Annotated in this window: 9 protein-coding genes and 1 tRNA gene; 3 read left to right on the top strand and 7 right to left on the bottom strand. The window is 43.4% G+C overall.

The window, feature by feature from the left end:
- Together VFM80_RS07030 and lhgO are read right to left on the bottom strand one after the other, a co-directional pair.
- Positions 1-801, bottom strand: an 801-nt coding sequence (locus VFM80_RS07030) for an alpha/beta hydrolase (RefSeq protein ID WP_395070919.1), incomplete at its 3' end; no start/stop codon positions are given.
- Between the two features lie 96 nt (positions 802-897).
- The gene (lhgO, locus tag VFM80_RS07035; RefSeq protein WP_395070935.1) at positions 898-2,109 is read right to left on the bottom strand and encodes an L-2-hydroxyglutarate oxidase; all 1,212 of its coding nucleotides are present in this window, start codon (positions 2,107-2,109) and stop codon (positions 898-900) included.
- Positions 2,110-2,260: 151 nt separating this feature from the next.
- Between lhgO and VFM80_RS07040 the strand changes: the two genes are divergently transcribed.
- Positions 2,261-2,791: a TlpA family protein disulfide reductase gene (locus VFM80_RS07040; RefSeq protein WP_395070921.1), complete on the top strand. Its 531-nt coding sequence runs from the start codon at positions 2,261-2,263 to the stop codon at positions 2,789-2,791.
- A gap of 5 nt (positions 2,792-2,796) precedes the next feature.
- Entirely contained in the window at positions 2,797-4,113 is a 1,317-nt protein-coding gene (ahcY, locus tag VFM80_RS07045; RefSeq protein ID WP_395070923.1) for an adenosylhomocysteinase, read from the top strand.
- A gap of 119 nt (positions 4,114-4,232) precedes the next feature.
- Here ahcY and VFM80_RS07050 read toward each other — a convergent pair whose 3' ends face one another.
- Positions 4,233-4,577 carry an STAS domain-containing protein gene (locus VFM80_RS07050; RefSeq protein ID WP_395070925.1) on the bottom strand — a complete coding sequence of 115 codons (345 nt, stop codon included), beginning with the start codon at positions 4,575-4,577 and terminating at the stop codon, positions 4,233-4,235.
- A 246-nt stretch (positions 4,578-4,823) separates the two neighbouring features.
- Positions 4,824-7,424: a zinc-dependent metalloprotease gene (locus tag VFM80_RS07055; protein ID WP_395070927.1), complete on the bottom strand. Its 2,601-nt coding sequence runs from the start codon at positions 7,422-7,424 to the stop codon at positions 4,824-4,826.
- Between the two features lie 185 nt (positions 7,425-7,609).
- Here VFM80_RS07055 and VFM80_RS07060 point away from each other — a divergent pair.
- Positions 7,610-7,683 (top strand) — tRNA-Arg (locus VFM80_RS07060).
- Between the two features lie 71 nt (positions 7,684-7,754).
- On the opposite strand, the gene VFM80_RS07065 is transcribed toward VFM80_RS07060, so the two are convergent.
- From VFM80_RS07065 to VFM80_RS07075, 3 genes are all read right to left on the bottom strand, one after another.
- A complete protein-coding gene (locus VFM80_RS07065; protein WP_395070929.1) occupies positions 7,755-8,048 on the bottom strand; it encodes a hypothetical protein in 294 nt (97 codons plus the stop codon).
- A 183-nt stretch (positions 8,049-8,231) separates the two neighbouring features.
- Positions 8,232-10,577 (bottom strand): penicillin-binding protein 1C, encoded by a 2,346-nt coding sequence (gene pbpC, locus VFM80_RS07070; protein ID WP_395070931.1) that lies wholly within the window; start codon positions 10,575-10,577, stop codon positions 8,232-8,234.
- Between the two features lie 52 nt (positions 10,578-10,629).
- Entirely contained in the window at positions 10,630-16,143 is a 5,514-nt protein-coding gene (locus VFM80_RS07075; protein WP_395070933.1) for an alpha-2-macroglobulin family protein, read from the bottom strand.
- Positions 16,144-16,376: the final 233 nt, after the last annotated feature.

Consider the following 16,376-nt stretch of genomic DNA (forward strand, 5'->3'; position numbering starts at 1 on the left):
CATCAGGATCAGCTTATCTACCTCCGGGTTTTCATTCGCTACCTTACCGGCTACAACACCACCCTGACTGTGCCCTATCAGTATGATCTCTGAAAAAGTTACAGCTTCAAGATTCTTCAGGTGATCGATAATTGCGTTGACATCGCCTGCCAGCATATCAAGCGTTGCATCTGAAAAGGTACCCGTTGATTTTCCAACTTGCCTGTCATCATACCGAAAGCTCGATATTCCTTGCTGTTGGAGATGCTCTGCCATTTCCGCAAAGATCTTAAATTCAAATACATTTGAATTGCGGTCCTGGGCTCCGCTTCCCGAAATCATGATCACTAAGGGTGTGTTTTCTGTATTTTCCGGGGTGACCAATGTCCCGCCAATTTCTACAACCCCGGCAGGAATTATCAGCTCTTTCCCCTCACCAATTATTTTTTCAGGCTCATCTGATGATCTTTGTTTTTCGATCTCAAACGGGAAAGTAGCAGTACCCTGACTATACATTCCGGTGATCAAACTGTCTGATTCCAGTATCCCTTCAAAGTCACCATTTCCCTGTCCGGTAAAGAAAGTGAATAAAACGGAATCTGCTTTTTGCTCTATCCTCGTTAGGTTCAAACCCATTGCCAATTGCTGAGGAATATCAAGTGTACCTGAATAATTTCCCGACTCCTCCTCAATATGAAAAACTACTTTGAGCTGTTGGCCCTGTATATTAATCGCCCCTTCCCATTCACCTGAAATCGATGTTTGGGCATTCACTGAAAAAAAGCAGAAAAATGATAAAAGCGTGATGGCTAATAATCGCATAGCGTACATTCTCTTAAAATTAGGAATATTTTTGGGTTTCGCTCTTAGGTTACGAAAAAGTAAATCATAAATTTTCTAAAAGTGATTATGCCCTGATTAATCCGTTTGTGGAAAAGTGAAATTATCTTCTACTTTTCTTACGATCTCATCCCCGATAGCCAAGCCGGCTGTAGCGGCCGGACTTGGCGCATTCAGTACATGGATCTGGCGATCTACAACTTCAAAATAAAAGTCATCAAGGATCTCTCCATTGGGTTGAAGTGCCATGGCGCGAATTCCGGATGGTGATACTCTCAAATGCTCTTCCCGAACTTCAGGGATCAATTTCTGTAATCCTTTTACAAATGCCTTTTTAGAGAAGGAACGCTTGTATTCATCCAGTCCCATGCGCCAGTGCTCTTTAGCCATCTTCCAAAATCCGGGAAAGTTGAAGGTCTCGGTAGTTTCCTTCAAATTGAAAGAAAGCTTTTTATAACCCTCCCGCTTAAATGCAAAAACCGCATTGGGTCCGCATTCAATTCCGCCTAAAGCCATACGTGTAAAATGAACTCCCAGGAATGGAAATTCCGGATTTGGAAGCGGATAGATCAGGTTATTCACCAAATACTCCGCTTCAGGTTTCAATTCATAATATTCGCCTTTAAAAGGCACGATCTTAACAGGGGAATGAACGCCTGCAAAGCGGGCGACATGGTCGGAATATAGGCCGGCACAATTCACTAAAAACCGGGAATTAATGTGTTCCCCGCCTGCCTCAATAACAATTTTATCTCCTTTATCCGAAATGTTGCTGACCGCACTATTGAACTGAACCTTGCCATTTCCTTCTTCCAGCAACCTCATCAAGACCTTGCACATTCCGGCATAGTCCACAATTCCTGAGCAGGGCACATGGATGGCAGCCACTCCGTTTACATGAGGCTCAAGTTCTTTGAGGCGATCGGCGTCGATCAGTTCAATACCCTCGATCTCATTCTCAAGTCCCCGTTCAAAAATTTCCTGAAGCTTGGGGATTTCGGATTCATCCGTAGCTACAATTACTTTGCCGCATACATCGATGGCAACATCGTGCTTCCTGCAAAAATCAACCAACTGATGACGGCCATCCACGCAATTACGGGCTTTATAACTTCCGGGCTTGTAGTAGATCCCTGAGTGGATCACCCCTGAGTTTTTTCCGGTTTGATGAGCTGCTACCCGGTCTTCCTTTTCAAGGACAAGGATCTGTGCTTCCGGATATTTGAGTGATAATTTATAAGCCGTAGAGAGGCCAACAATACCGGCCCCAACAATTGTGAAATCGTACATCATGGAGGCAAAGATATGATTTATGTATATAAAAATGCATGGATATAGTATTTAATCCTACGTGTAAAACAAAAGAACTTGATAGTTCTCTATTCACCAAACTAAATCTTATCTTTAGGGGTTATAAACTAAACCTTTGTTACAAACTACTATGAAATTTACCTGTTTGACCTTTTTAACTATTTTCCTCCTTTTCATTATTTCTTGTAATACAGAGAATCGTGAAAATCCGCGAGAGCTAAATGCAGAAGAGCAGAACATTGACAGAGCTATCTCGGAAGCCGTTTTTGAAGATCTGCAAGGAAATGAGGTTACGACATCAGATTTTCGGGGAAAAGTAGTTTTGATCGATTTTTGGGAAACCTGGTGTGGTCCTTGCCTGCAAGTATTCCCTGCTATGGATTCTCTTCAAAAAGAATACCCTGAAGACTTTATTGTTGTAGCGGTAAACCTTAATAATTCCGATACTGCTGAAGACGTTCGGAATTTTAAAGCTAATAATGATTACCGTTTTGATTATGTATTGGATGTAAATAAAGTCGGGGATGAAGTAATCACTTTGGGAATCCCCTTTAAAGTATTTTTAGATCCGCAGGGGTACTTGATCAAAGCAGAGTTAGGTTTAACGGGAAATGATTACGAAGACACAAAAGAAATTATAGAACAAAACAAAACATCATAAAACATATGTCAGAAATTAAAGAGAAAGAAAAATTAGCTTATAAAGTAAAAGACATTTCACAGGCACATTACGGTCGTCAGGAAATTGAACTGGCCGAAGCAGAGATGCCCGGACTGATGGCTATCCGCGAAGAGTATAAAAAAGAACAGCCGCTTAAGGGAGCTCGCATTGCCGGTTGCCTTCATATGACCATCCAAACGGCCGTGCTTATTGAGACTTTGATAGAGCTCGGAGCCGATGTAACCTGGTCATCATGTAATATTTATTCTACTCAAGATCACGCTGCAGCCGCAATGGCTAAAGCCGGTGTTCCGGTATATGCCTGGAAAGGTATGACAGAAGAAGAATTTGATTGGGCTATCGAACAAACCTTGTTCTTCCCGGATGGACAACCTTTGAACATGATCCTTGATGATGGCGGTGACCTCACCAACATGGTGCTTGATCGTTATCCAGAATTAGTGGATGGCATCAACGGAATTTCTGAAGAAACCACAACCGGTGTTCTTCGACTTATCGAGCGTGAGCGAAAAGGAACTCTTACAATTCCAGCTATCAACGTTAACGACTCTGTTACCAAATCTAAATTTGATAACAAATACGGTTGTAAGGAATCAGCCGCAGATGCTATTCGTCGCGCCACCGATGTGATGATGGCCGGAAAAGTAGCCGTTGTAGCCGGTTATGGTGATGTGGGGAAAGGAACTGCCGCTTCGCTTAAAGGCGCCGGAGCCCGTGTTATTGTAACTGAAATTGATCCTATTTGTGCACTTCAGGCTGCTATGGATGGTTTTGAAGTGAAAAAAATGGATGAAGCTGCAGAAAGAGGTGATATTTTTGTAACCGCTACCGGAAATAAAGACATCATCAAAGACCGCCATTTCAAGAAGATGAAAGACAAAGCCATCGTTGGAAACATTGGCCACTTTGATAATGAAATTGACGTAGCGTGGCTGAAGAAAAATTCCAAAGAAGAGAATATCAAACCACAGGTGGATATCTTCACCCTAAATGACAGTGGCAAACAGGTGGTGCTGCTTTCCCAAGGTAGATTGATGAACCTCGGAAATGCCACAGGGCATCCATCATTTGTAATGAGTAACAGTTTCACCAACCAAACGCTGGCGCAAATTGCACTTTGGAACCGACCGGAAGAATTTGAACCGGGCGTACATGTACTTCCAAAATCGCTGGATGAGAAAGTAGCGAGATTGCACTTACCCAAAATTGGAGTGGAGCTCGAAACACTGACAGAGGAACAAGCCGAGTACATCGGCGTACCGATTAAAGGTCCCTACAAGTCAGATCAGTATCGTTATTAATAATTGAGCATAATAAAACCGTCTGAATGTAAAATTCAGATGGTCAGTATAAATTTATAGATCCCATATTATTCAGTTAATATGGGATTTTTTATTTAAAGAGTTTACAAAACTGATATTTAGTCCTTATCAAAATGGGCAACAGCGGCATCAAGTGTGCGAAAGTGTTTAAACACTTTTATAAGCTGTGTTACCACCAGTAAGCTTTCGATCTTTTTATCTGCCTGACAGATCACTAACTCACCACCGGCATTCCTCATGGTGGTAAGTCCACCGATCAAAATTCCAAGGCCTGAAGAGTTCACAAACTTCACTTTACCAAGGTCAACAACCACTTTCTTTTTTCCTTTCTCAATTAATTTGTGCAACGCTTCCCGAAAGGTCTCCGCATCAGGACCACCCATTACATTCCCTTTTAACTCAATAATAACGCAATTGTACTTTTCCGAAACACTGTATTTCATGGATTGATGATTTATTAAAATGATGTTTAACAAACTAAAAAACTGGATTAACTTCCACTTTTAGCAATTTGATTATACTAAAAATCTGATAGCTTGTTACATAAATAATTACCAAACATTTAGTTAAAAGCATTTTAGTTGATTACCATGACCACTCTTTCTGTATCCTTTTCGAATAGGTACATAAAAAAAGCCCGATCTGTTTTTATCAGAACGGGCTTTTTAATTTTAAAATTATTGGTCGAATTAGTTCTCTAAACTAAGACCTGCCTCCAGTGCTTTTTCAATTCTGACGTTCACTTCACGCAGATGCGCTTCGGTATAAGCATCAAAACTGTACGGTGGAGTTAAGCGACGGGTAATTCGCTCATTCAGGTTGTTTAGCTGATAGCGGGCAACCGAGCGGGCATCGGCCGGCATGTTAGATGGGGCATCGGTTACGATTCCAATCATTTCATCCAGATAAGCACGCTGGAGGTCACGGCGGTTACTCGTGATATTGCTGCCGGGGGCAGACCAGGTTTCACTCCAAATTGCATTGGTAAGTGTACTCATCAACTCAGGTATTGTTACCGTATTTTCAGCTCCGAATTTAACTTCCGTATCACGGATCCGTTCTAAGCGAGTTCCATTCAATAACTGTGAAAGCAGTGAAGACTGAACTCCGACCAATTGTGAATGGAGTGGATAATCTATACGTCCATCATAAGTAGTAGAATTTCCCCAATGACTCCATCGGTTTGCCCCCATTTGCTGAAATACTTCCTGCGGAAGCTCAAAGGCATCAGCATCCAGGGCGTAGTCGATGATCATATCAAGCGCTTCCTGCTGTTTAGCCTTTGGAATAGCTACAAATGGCATTCTGCCATCCGGATCTCCCACATGGTCTCGGTACTGATATTGCCCACCAATATATTTGATGGCAGGAGCCAGGGTTCGCGAATACTGAAAGAAATAGGTATTAAACAGATCAGTGGCTTCGTAGTAAGGCATATTATCTGCCAGGACGATCTCTGGAATCTCCGGTATAAGTCCTTGCAATAACTGCGCACGACTTTTACCCCAAGCCAGCGGGTCATCTCCAAGATCATACACATTAATGAGTGGATCTACTGCGCCTGCCCCGCGTGCATCTTCATCGGTTCCGTATGCATGCCCGGGTTGGGCAGCCTGGCGAGCGATCTCTTTAGCTTCCTCTGCATCCGGCGTATAACCGTAACTGATCACCCAACGATCATAACTTCCTACACTTGGGTTATAATAATATCCGTCGGAGGATTCCCCTTCCGTAGAAATGTTCACCGTTGGATATTCCATAGCCGAACTGAAAACTCCGTTTTCTTCCGCCCACTCTTCATCGTGCAATTTGTCTATAGGAGTATCTATAGAGGATCGGAAATTGTGACGAAGTCCGAGGGTATGGCCCACTTCATGCATGGTTACCCATCGCAAAGCCTGATCAACGAATTCTTTCGGTACAGGGTCGCCGGACTTCATCAACCCTCTGGCAAGCAGCACACTTTTTGCAACGTCTAGCTGCATCGACATTTCAGTAAAGAAGGACGCTGTTTCGCCATACTTCATCTGTTCGATCTCTTCTGCGGTAACATTGAAGATCTCATCAATAGCTGCGCGTGGTTCTACCATTTCACGATACTCGTTCTTATCGCCAAGAAGCATATTTGCTTCGAATAAGATATCGGCATCCAGAATCTCACCTGTACGCGGATCTACCACAGAAGGTCCTATCGCCCCATATCCAGGTTGGTCTGATACATTCCACCGAAGTGTAGCATAGCGAATGTCTTCTGCATCAGCACCTTCCGGTAAAATTTCGGCGCGAACAGCATTTCGGAATCCGGCCGCCTCAAAAGCTTGACTCCACTCTGTCACCCCTTCCATCATCGCTTCCCGATAACGTTCCGGCACGGTATGGTCAATGTAATAGGTAATGGGATTTGCAGGGTCGCAGAGCCCGTCAGCTCCCGGCTCACCCTCACATTTAAGCCTCCATTTATTTACATAGCGCTTGAAGAACGTCTCGTCATCGCTTGAAAAATCCTTATGAACCGTCATAAAATATCCGGTTCTGTCATCTGCCATTCGTGGCTCCATTGGCGTTTCTGGAAGTGCCGCCATAGTGTAATGAATGGAAACCGGGATGAACCGCCCGTCTGCAACTGTTCGCGGAGCCCCTCTTTCTGCATTATTGAATGTGAGGCTTGCAGTAACATTTGTATTCATTGGAAATGACTTCACCGATTTGATATAGCTTTTTTCTTTGTCAAAAGAAGCACGTCCCGGTTGTCCCGGTGTTGAAGAAACCGCGCCTTGTACCCGTTGACTTATATTCGAAAGATCGCCTACAAACCAGCCGTACACATCAAGCAGCATCACACTGTCTTCATTTGTGGCTTCAATTCCTGCCGTCTCCAATACAGAGTTTCCATAACTCAGCTCCACAGCTTTTGCTGCGGGAGTTCCCTCCTCTGCTTTGTAGCGGTGTGGAAGCTGTACCAGGAAAATCTTTCCTTCTCTTTTTTCAAGCCGGACCAAAAGGCCTTCAAAGATATTAAGCATGGTTCCGCCATAAAGTCCAGATGAACCAATACCCTGAGCAATTTCAAAATTCATAAGGAATTCTTTGTTCAAGTCTTCCTTGCTTACAGCCATATAAAGCTTTTCATCTGTTTTGTACAGATCAAAGTAACCTTCAATATATTCAGCATCTTTGGTTAGCTCAGCAAATTTATCTTCTTTTTCTTCCCCTTCATCATTGTCTTTTTGTGCATAGGCAAGTCCCGGTATTAGCACCAAAAGACCCAAAAGCATTAGTATGTTTTTCATAACGGTATAAATGTAATTTAGGTTAGCAGTCTAGATTTAGACATTCTTTTTCCTATAAGCAACCCATGGGATTAAGTTTCACATAATTTTATTAGCAAGCCGGTCAATAATCAGAAACTACTTCAGCTTTAAAAATAATTGCCCTGCAGTCATGATATCCTTATCTTTGATGCTCTCAATTTTTTGCACCCGTAGCTCAACTGGATAGAGTACCTGACTACGAATCAGGCGGTTACAAGTTCGAATCTTGTCGGGTGTACTTTTAAGCCCTGCAGATCAATGATCTGCAGGGCTTTTTTATATCGGTGCAGACTTCACTGACTACAATATTCAGTCTAAATAATGACTATAAATCTTAAAAGCTAACTTCGTCAGGGCTTTCTCTTGTGTACTCTCCAAAGTAATAAACTTATCTCCACTGATATCTATAGAACATAGATATTTTCTTTCCTGATAATCGATCCTCGTATTAAATGATAAATTATCGATTAAATAGCCATTATCCTTTTTGAGCATTATAAATACATTGCTCAATGCTTTAAAAGCATCCGAAAAACTCTCACTAGGTTTAGCATTTTCACCTATTACATTTCTCTCTTTAAGTTTTGTCTCTAAATCTTCCATTTAAGGTCATATTCAGTCAAAAGAGTTTAGCGAAAAATATAAAATGAATATCTTTTTTTCATCATAAATATATACAAGAGATGTATTTATAGGGTTTCACCTTTTTTTTAAAGAGTCCTTCACTTCCACTTTTAAAGCACCCCCCTAATTATAAAATTTCCTATCTGAAGCGCCCTCTCACCACTACCTTCCCAATACTTTAAATTGATACTCCAGCTTCTCCCCATTGTCATCTATTAAAGTAAGAGTGTGATTGCCCGGCTTTGGAGAAAGGGGCATTTGATGGATGCGGGAAGTTTCTCCAAGATATTGTTCATTCAGGTGCCAGAATATCCTGGCTTTATCACCCCGATGCGCTACTTCAAAGACCGTTTTTCCCTGACTTCCGTCCAGTTCAGTGGGCACAAAAATGGTAGATGTTCGATAAGGATAGACCAGCTTCATAGAGGCTATTTCCTGATCTCCGCAACCCGGTTTCAATTCGGGCAATGTTTTATACCCGGCATGACTTTTTCGGTAGTACCATTCTTCAACCGGCGGTAAAACAAATCGGTTTACAGCTTTCATCTCATAAATATCACTGCAGCTTGAGTTTACCCTCCACTGCTGTGCTTCATCTACGTGTACTCTCCGGTGATATGGGCACACTCCTGTTTTTAATCCAGGCAAAGGAACCGAAACAAGATCTGTCTCTTCACAATACTGTCCGGCTTTATGCCCACTTTTGCGGCATATTTCAACTTCTTTCATTACATAGACCGGTTCACTGAACCAACTTGTCTCAGGAAGCAGATCGAAAATATCAAAAAGGATGGGTGCTGCTACACGGACTCCGGTTAACCCCGGACGGCCTTCGCCGTCTTCATTACCCACCCAAACTCCCACTACATATTCCGGAGTAACGCCAACAGCCCAGCCATCTCGATATCCAAAACTGGTTCCTGTTTTCCATGCTACTTTTCGGGCTCCCTCAAATCGTCTCCAGAAAGATTCGTCTTCAGGTCGGTTTACCTCAACCATAGCTTCGAAGGTATTCCATACGGCGCCGGGATTTAATGCAAAGGATTCACCGGGATCAGAGCTTCTTTTTTCATTCTTGGCAAAGGTAAAATTCTGTCTCTCAAATGTCCGTGATCCCGGATCTGCAGCATTGTAATTATTCATCATTGCCGCGACCGAACCATACGCAGCGGTGATATCCATTAGCGTGCCTTCCGCTCCTCCCAATATCAGAGAAAGTCCATAGTGCTCAGGAGCTTCGCTTATGGTATTTAATCCAAGTTTATTTAAGTAATAGTGAAATTTAGGAACCCCAAATTCCTGCAACATATAAACGGCGGGGACATTAAGTGATCGCGCCAGTGCTTCTGATGCAGGAACCGCACCGTCATAGGTACGGGTAAAATTCTTTGGCGTATATCCTGAGAACTGTGATGGTATGTCAGGCACAATGGTATGAGGCAATATTTCACCTTCATTTAATTTCAGCATATATAAAAAAGGCTTGAGAATACTGCCTGTACTGCGGGGTGCCGAAGCAACATCTACGTAGTTCCTTTCTCCCTCATTGGGATTATTTGTGTTTCCGGTATATGCCAAAACCTTTTGAGCCTTAACGTCCAATACAACTATCGCGGCGTTATGAATCTCATTACCTCTTAACTGCCGGTGATGCCTTTCAGCTACCTGATTTACTTTTTGCTGAATATGCCGGCTTATTGATGAAGTAAACACCGCCCCCTTTTCTTTACCGGTATAAAGTTTAGCAAGCACATGGGGAGCATCGTCGGGCAATCTCAAGGGTTCATTTGGGATCGGCTCAAGCAATGCAAGGTCATAAGACAAGGAATCAATGACATTTTCTTGTAGCAACCTTTTCAAAAGCCGGTTTCTCTTATCTCGAAGAGCGTCCCGGTTTCTTCCGGGGTGAATGAGCCCGGGGCTATTTGGCAACACGGCTAAAGTAGCTGATTCTGCCCATGAAAGCTGATCAGGGCTTCGGCCAAAGTACCTCCATGCGGCAGCTTCAAGCCCAACCACATTTCCTCCAAAAGGTGCATGTGCCACATATAAGCTCAAAATTTCCTCTTTGGATGAAGTAAGCTCCAGCCTTGTTGCCAGTATCATTTCTTTGATCTTCTGACGAATGGTACGGGGCTGATCTCTTTGAGACAGACGGATTACCTGCATGGTAATGGTACTTGCACCGCTTACCACCTCTCCTGCTTTATAATTTTGTACTATGGCCCTCCCTATTGCAAAGGGGTCTACACCGGGATGTTTGTAAAAATGACGGTCTTCGAATTCGAGTAATGAATACTCAAATTTTTGAGGCACTTCTTCAACAACCGGAAACCTCCATTGTCCGTCATCCGCTATTTTAGCTCCCATTAATTTCTCTGTACGGTCTTTCAATACCGTCGAATAAGGAGTTTGAAACAGGGGATCGGGAAGGCAAAACCAATAAGAAACCAAGAGCATCACACATATCAATATCATCACACCTTTGAATACCTTTCGGGGTTTCAAGCGAAATGATCTAAATGATATGCGTGAGTCTTTTTTCATCTAAATGATATGCTTATGGAGTTTGTACTTGTATCCACTTACCGGCACTTCTGGCACTGATGGTTTCATCATACATAGCAGCGGTATTTACCGCAGGAAAATAAAACTCACCTGCATAAGCAGCGTTCAGCTGAACCCTGAATATTTTACTGGTATTGGGAGCCAGGTCGAAATAAGTATACACACGATCATCTCGTATATCCTGATAATCAAAGCTGGAAACAGGCTCACTGAATGATTCATCATCCATTCGGGTGTTTCTAATTTCCCAGCCTGATGGAAACACCTGTGAAAGTGCCAGTTCTTCGTAATCACCTCTTAAACCGGGATTGGTAACCGTAACTTCAGCTACAAAATCGGTTCCCTGAGTAAGCACTGCTGGATCTATAGTTTCGCCATCCAGATTGGTAAAGCGAACTTTTTGTACCAGGCTGTTGGATGATGAAATGGTATCTCCAATAAGTGGCGTACCCTCTAAAATAAGACGTGCATAAAGCGTACCTTCACTGTTGTTGACCAACTCAAAATTATTGGTATTAAACTCATCCATGCGGACCGGAGTTTGGACAATGATAGCTCTGGAATCAATACTTCCAATTTCTTCTCCGTTAATGGAAAAGTCGGCTAACATCTCTTCAGCGGCCGTGAATTTATTGAGGAACTTTGAAATAGCGATCAGGCTGTATGCTGTGGTTTGAGTACTCATCCATTGCTGGGAACTCAGTTCCGCTGAAATATCCCGAACGATCAAAGCAGCTTCATCCTGACGGTCAAGGATACTGAGGGTTTCCAGGATCATAGCCCGGTCACGAAGCGAAGATCCATAACTGTTGGAAAGCTCCCGGTAGTTTTCAACCGAAGTACTCATCCCGGTGATCAGATTCTCGGCAGCTTCCTTTTGTCCTGCCAATGCATAAGCCGCAGCCAGCCTCCATTTTGATTGAATGGAAAGGCCTTCTTTTTCCCGTAATCTATTCATAGCCCCAAGTTCCGGCATATTGGCCAGAGCGAGTGTGTAAAGTCGGTAAGCCTGTATCAAATCCGACCTCCGGTAATCTTGATCTTCCCTCCAATTTCGCGCTCTTTCCTTTTGAAATCTTGTGATCTTGTCTAACAGATCAGAGGGTACATAGTAACCTTCATTTTTAGCTTCCAGCAAGAAATGATACCCATAGTTGGTTCCCCATGAGTTTGGATCTTCATTACCGGGCCAATAGGCTAAACCCCCACTGAATGTCAGGAATTTTTGCATACGCTCTATGCCCCCTTCTACATTATTTTGAATGTCCGCCTTTTTTCCATCCGGCAGATCCATCACTTTGGAAACATATAATTGCGGGAATACGGCCGAAGTGGTTTGTTCAATACACCCATGTGGAAAGCGTGTTAAATATTGAAGGCGTTTACCAAAATCGATCGGGGGGATCCTTGAAACTTCGAGCATGGCCGAGTTTGTTCCGGTCATCCCCTGAGCTTCAAAACTTTCTGTCCAGCTTTCTCCTTCTTCAATAATTTCTGATCTCACATCCACAAAAGGAGAATTTGGATTCCGTACCGCGATCTCGATCTCGTGATAAGCCGACTCCCCGCCGCCGGTTGCCTCCACCCTCACGTTTCCGACGCCTATCTGTGATTTTGTTTCCAGCTCAAAAGTAATGACCTGATCACCGGGCTCCTCAAAATTCAACGTAGTAGAAGCTTCTCCATTGATCTCAAATATGTCATTCGCTTCAACCCGAACCTGCACATTCCGGACTCTTTCATTCATAGCAAAAACACTGACCGGCAGCTTCACAGTTTCACCGGGACCCAGCACTCTCGGCAAGGTTGCAAGTACCATTACCGGTTTACGAACAGGCGTTGTTGCCTGAGTTTGACCATAAGCTCCATCCTGACCGGCGATCACCATAGTACGGACCGAGCCCACATAATTCGGAACTGAGATGTCATGTCGATTTACGGTTCCTTCCTTCAGCAAAAAGGGGCCTTCAAATCTGACCATTGGTTCAAAACGATTGGCTTCCTCCAAAGGATCGGCTTGACCGGCTTCCCCATCTCCGCCAATAGCAATGATCCGGGAAAGGTTTCCGGCATAAGCATCACTTACAAATTGGTACATATCCCAGGTGTTCACACCCAATGCCTCGCGTGCATAAAAATGATCGTGCGGCTCCGGTGTGCTGAAGTTGGTCAGATCCAGTAATCCTTCATCTACCATGGCTATGGTATAAGTCATGGCCTTACCATTTTGCTCACTGACATTTACCTGAACACTGCTTTCCGGTCGTAATTCGCCGGGAAGTTCAACTACAGGTGCCAGTTTTGTATTGGGATCTTCTACCGAAATCGGGATCACACCATACATTCGAAGCGGCAGGTCATTGCTCTGCTGGCCATGGGGCTGAAGGTGCATAACATGAGCATATACATTGGGAGTCATGTTCTCATCGGCAGGAATACTAAATACTGTTTCACCGGCTTTACCATCTAACCAAAACGTATCAAGCACTTTAGATCCGCTTTCCATGCTGACCAAAATTCGACTTCCCTGACTACTTGGAATGGTGATGGAAATATCTTCGCCTACCTCGTAAGAGTCCTTATCTGAAGAAAACGTAAGGCGCGCCGGACTAACCGATTCACTGCGCCCGCCGTACCAACTGAAGTAAACAATAGAACTGGCCGAGTGCCCGCCTTGCGGGTCTTTTACCCTCACCAAATAGCGACCGCCATCTGACCCTTCAGGAAGTTTTAAATTGACAATGCCCTTTCCTTCTTCATCTGTACTCACTTTTCCTGATAAGACCACATTTATATTTTCGCGTTCAAAATAGCTGCTTAGGTCTTCGGTACCGCGCTCCCACCACCAACGCCATCGAATGTTGTACACCTCTATATCTAATTCTTTTCCGGCTACAGGATTGCCCTCCACATCTAATGATGCCACTTCAAATCTATGGCTTTCATCGGGGTCCAGCCAATCCCAGTAATCACCTTCATCCATTGCAGGAGGCTTGATCCCAATCAGCGTTCGGAATGGATAGTAATAGGTATTTGCCCGTCCGATACTGAAATTACCGGATGGTTCAAAAACACGGGTTCTAAGATTTACCAATATCCGTGCCGGGCCCTCACTGAGCCGGTTAAAACTATGGCTGAAGTCGGCTGTACCCTGTCCGTTTAAATTGCCTTCAAAAATTGTAACGGGAGAAGATGAAAAAGACACAGAAGCATCTTCAAAACTATAAGCCGGGTAGTCGCTGAATGAAACAGCTGCAGGCCTTAAGCTCATTTCCACATCAGCTTTCATATTTCCGGCCACCGCACCATGAAGCCACCTTGAATTGAGAGTGGCTTGCAGCTGGCGGGTTTCTGCAGTCACTTTGTCTTCAGCAAAGTCAACTTCAACTTTAAGGCGGTTTGGTTTAACCGATTCTATTTTGAGCTGCTTGCTAAAAGTAAGTCCGCCCACTTTGGCCTGAAGCTGCCAGTTCCCGGTTGGTGCCTGCTTTTCTGTTTGTACCTGATATACATAAAATCCATTCAGACCTGATGTGAAGGTTTGCTTGTCTTCCAATTGTCCCGAAGGATTTTTAAGCTCAAACGTTACGGGATGATCATCCGGAAGTACATTATTCTCATCTTCCAGGATCAATGTCACAAATAATGAATCTCCCGGTCTCCAAACGCCTCTTTCTCCATATAGGAAACCTTTGATCCCCTTTTGAATTCGCGCACCGGAAACATCAAAATCACTTAACGAAAGTGCATTTCCATCATTTACTTTCAGGTATCCTTTTTGTCCGTCAACACTTGCTGTCAAATAAAATGGAGTACGGCTTGTTTCCAAGGTCACTTTTCCTTCTGCATCCGTTGACCCTGATGTGATCTGTTGCTGCTGATAATCAAAAGCCCGGACCTCAACTCCACTTTTCGGTTTTGCGGTAAGCAGGTCGGTTACAAACGCTGTGATATTCTCCTCATCTGCTTTTTTTGCAATCATGCCCAGATCAGAGGCTAATACATTGCGTGAGGTTCTTATATCGGAAGTATAGTAACTGACATGACACGGATTCTCCCGCTCTCTCCAGTTAAACCCTTCCGGATACCCCCTGCTGGAATAATTATCCCAATATTCTTGCTCTTCCTGTCCTTCATATTCCCAATTATCAGTTTCTGCATTTGCTGCACTCGTTTCCCCACACGGATAAATAGAATGAATATCCCTGAATCCGATCTCTACCTGATATAACGCTCCCGGCTCAGGTGTTATCAGTTTGGAAAGATCGAGGGCATAATTATTCCATTCACCTGCATCAACACTGCCTAATCTTGACAATGGGACAACTCCTCCAAAAACCGGACGTCCTACTTTTTCAATATTCCAGGCTGAGGAATTACCAAGATCATAATCCTGCAAAAACTGCCCAATGTTGTTCTCAAAGATCCGGACCACCCTTACATCCACAGCTCCGAGACTCACGGCCTTGAATGGAAACAACAGGTTTTTGGAGCGCGGAATGATGGTTCCCTTGCCCAACAATTCAACCTGTGGTTTAGGTTGATAAAATTGCACCTGCCTGGTGATCTCCATGCCAAGTCGTTTTCCATCCGTATTTCTTACGGCGGGATCTATTCTTAGATTTTGCACTCCATCTCTACGCTGCCGCGGATTGACCGTAATCTTGTTCTCATTTATAATGAAATTGAGATTAGTGGAATTTTCTATAGTGATAAGTCCATTTAGATTTTGGCGGGGATCAAGCGGATCTGAAAATGTAAGTTCTACCCTTGGATTTTCATCCCTGAAAACCATGACATCCATCAATTCAAAAGCCCCGATTGGAATGATATCAAATGTCTTTTCACCATTTAAATCTACCCCAATCGGAGCTCCATTCCAGCTAAGTACTAATTTCGTTTCCTCCTGCTGCCTTTGGATATCATTGATTTGAAATCTGTGAGTTCTTTTGGCACCATCCTGCTCCCAGTCAATTTTTAAGCTGCTGCCCGCATGACGTGCCTGCAGTATCTCCCTTACAGATTGGAGTTCAGCTACATCTGCTGTATGAACCGTACCGGTGAGTCGCTGCTCATTTCGGTTTTGAGGCTGTGTTTCCAAAGAACCAAATTGTAATTCAATATCCTGCCCAATGGTGGATACGTTAAATGTAAACTCCGATCTGTCTTCATCTACCTCAAATAAACGGCCCATCCTGAATAGAACCGTATAATCCTGTCCATTTTCCAGCTTTTGCTCCGGCTTAAAAACAACTGTTGTGCTATTTACCCACTCCGTTTCGCCGACAACTGAAGGATCAAATCGAAATAACCCTTCATCTGTTTGGTTATTCTCACCCACAGGCTGAGCCAATGTCACCGCTATTTCGCCCTCTGCACTGATCTGTCCGGAAGTATAGCCTGATATATATTCTGAAAATTCTAAAGGGACCGTTACCCGCGTATTCTGTTGATTGGAACAGGAGACAACTACCAAAAAGATGAGCGTGTATTTTAAGAATTGCATTGATCTGAGCATAAGAATCGGGTATTAAATAATATTTAGGCACTTATAATATTAATACCATTTTACAGAAAAAGTTTTCCTTCAAAAAATTAATTCTCTTCGATCATCAGGCTTTATTTTCAAAAACTTATCACTGCATTTATTCGCCCCCCAAGACACGGATTTGACGCTCTGATTTTTTTTCATTTAAAAAAAATATCTGAAAGTTTTTTAAAAACATCTTCACACAACTT

Origin of the sequence: Gracilimonas sp. (assembly GCF_035704785.1) — a bacterium.
GTDB lineage: Bacteria > Bacteroidota > Rhodothermia > Balneolales > Balneolaceae > Gracilimonas.

Excerpts from the sequence above, each read along its gene's own strand:
- lhgO (WP_395070935.1), bottom strand. The coding sequence starts at position 2,109 with ATGTACGATTTCACAATTGTTGGGGCCGGTATTGTTGGCCTCTCTACG.
- VFM80_RS07075 (WP_395070933.1), bottom strand. The coding sequence starts at position 16,143 with ATGCAATTCTTAAAATACACGCTCATCTTTTTGGTAGTTGTCTCCTGT.
- VFM80_RS07065 (WP_395070929.1), bottom strand. The coding sequence starts at position 8,048 with ATGGAAGATTTAGAGACAAAACTTAAAGAGAGAAATGTAATAGGTGAA.
- VFM80_RS07050 (WP_395070925.1), bottom strand. The coding sequence starts at position 4,577 with ATGAAATACAGTGTTTCGGAAAAGTACAATTGCGTTATTATTGAGTTA.
- VFM80_RS07040 (WP_395070921.1), top strand. The coding sequence starts at position 2,261 with ATGAAATTTACCTGTTTGACCTTTTTAACTATTTTCCTCCTTTTCATT.
- VFM80_RS07055 (WP_395070927.1), bottom strand. The coding sequence starts at position 7,424 with ATGAAAAACATACTAATGCTTTTGGGTCTTTTGGTGCTAATACCGGGA.
- ahcY (WP_395070923.1), top strand. The coding sequence starts at position 2,797 with ATGTCAGAAATTAAAGAGAAAGAAAAATTAGCTTATAAAGTAAAAGAC.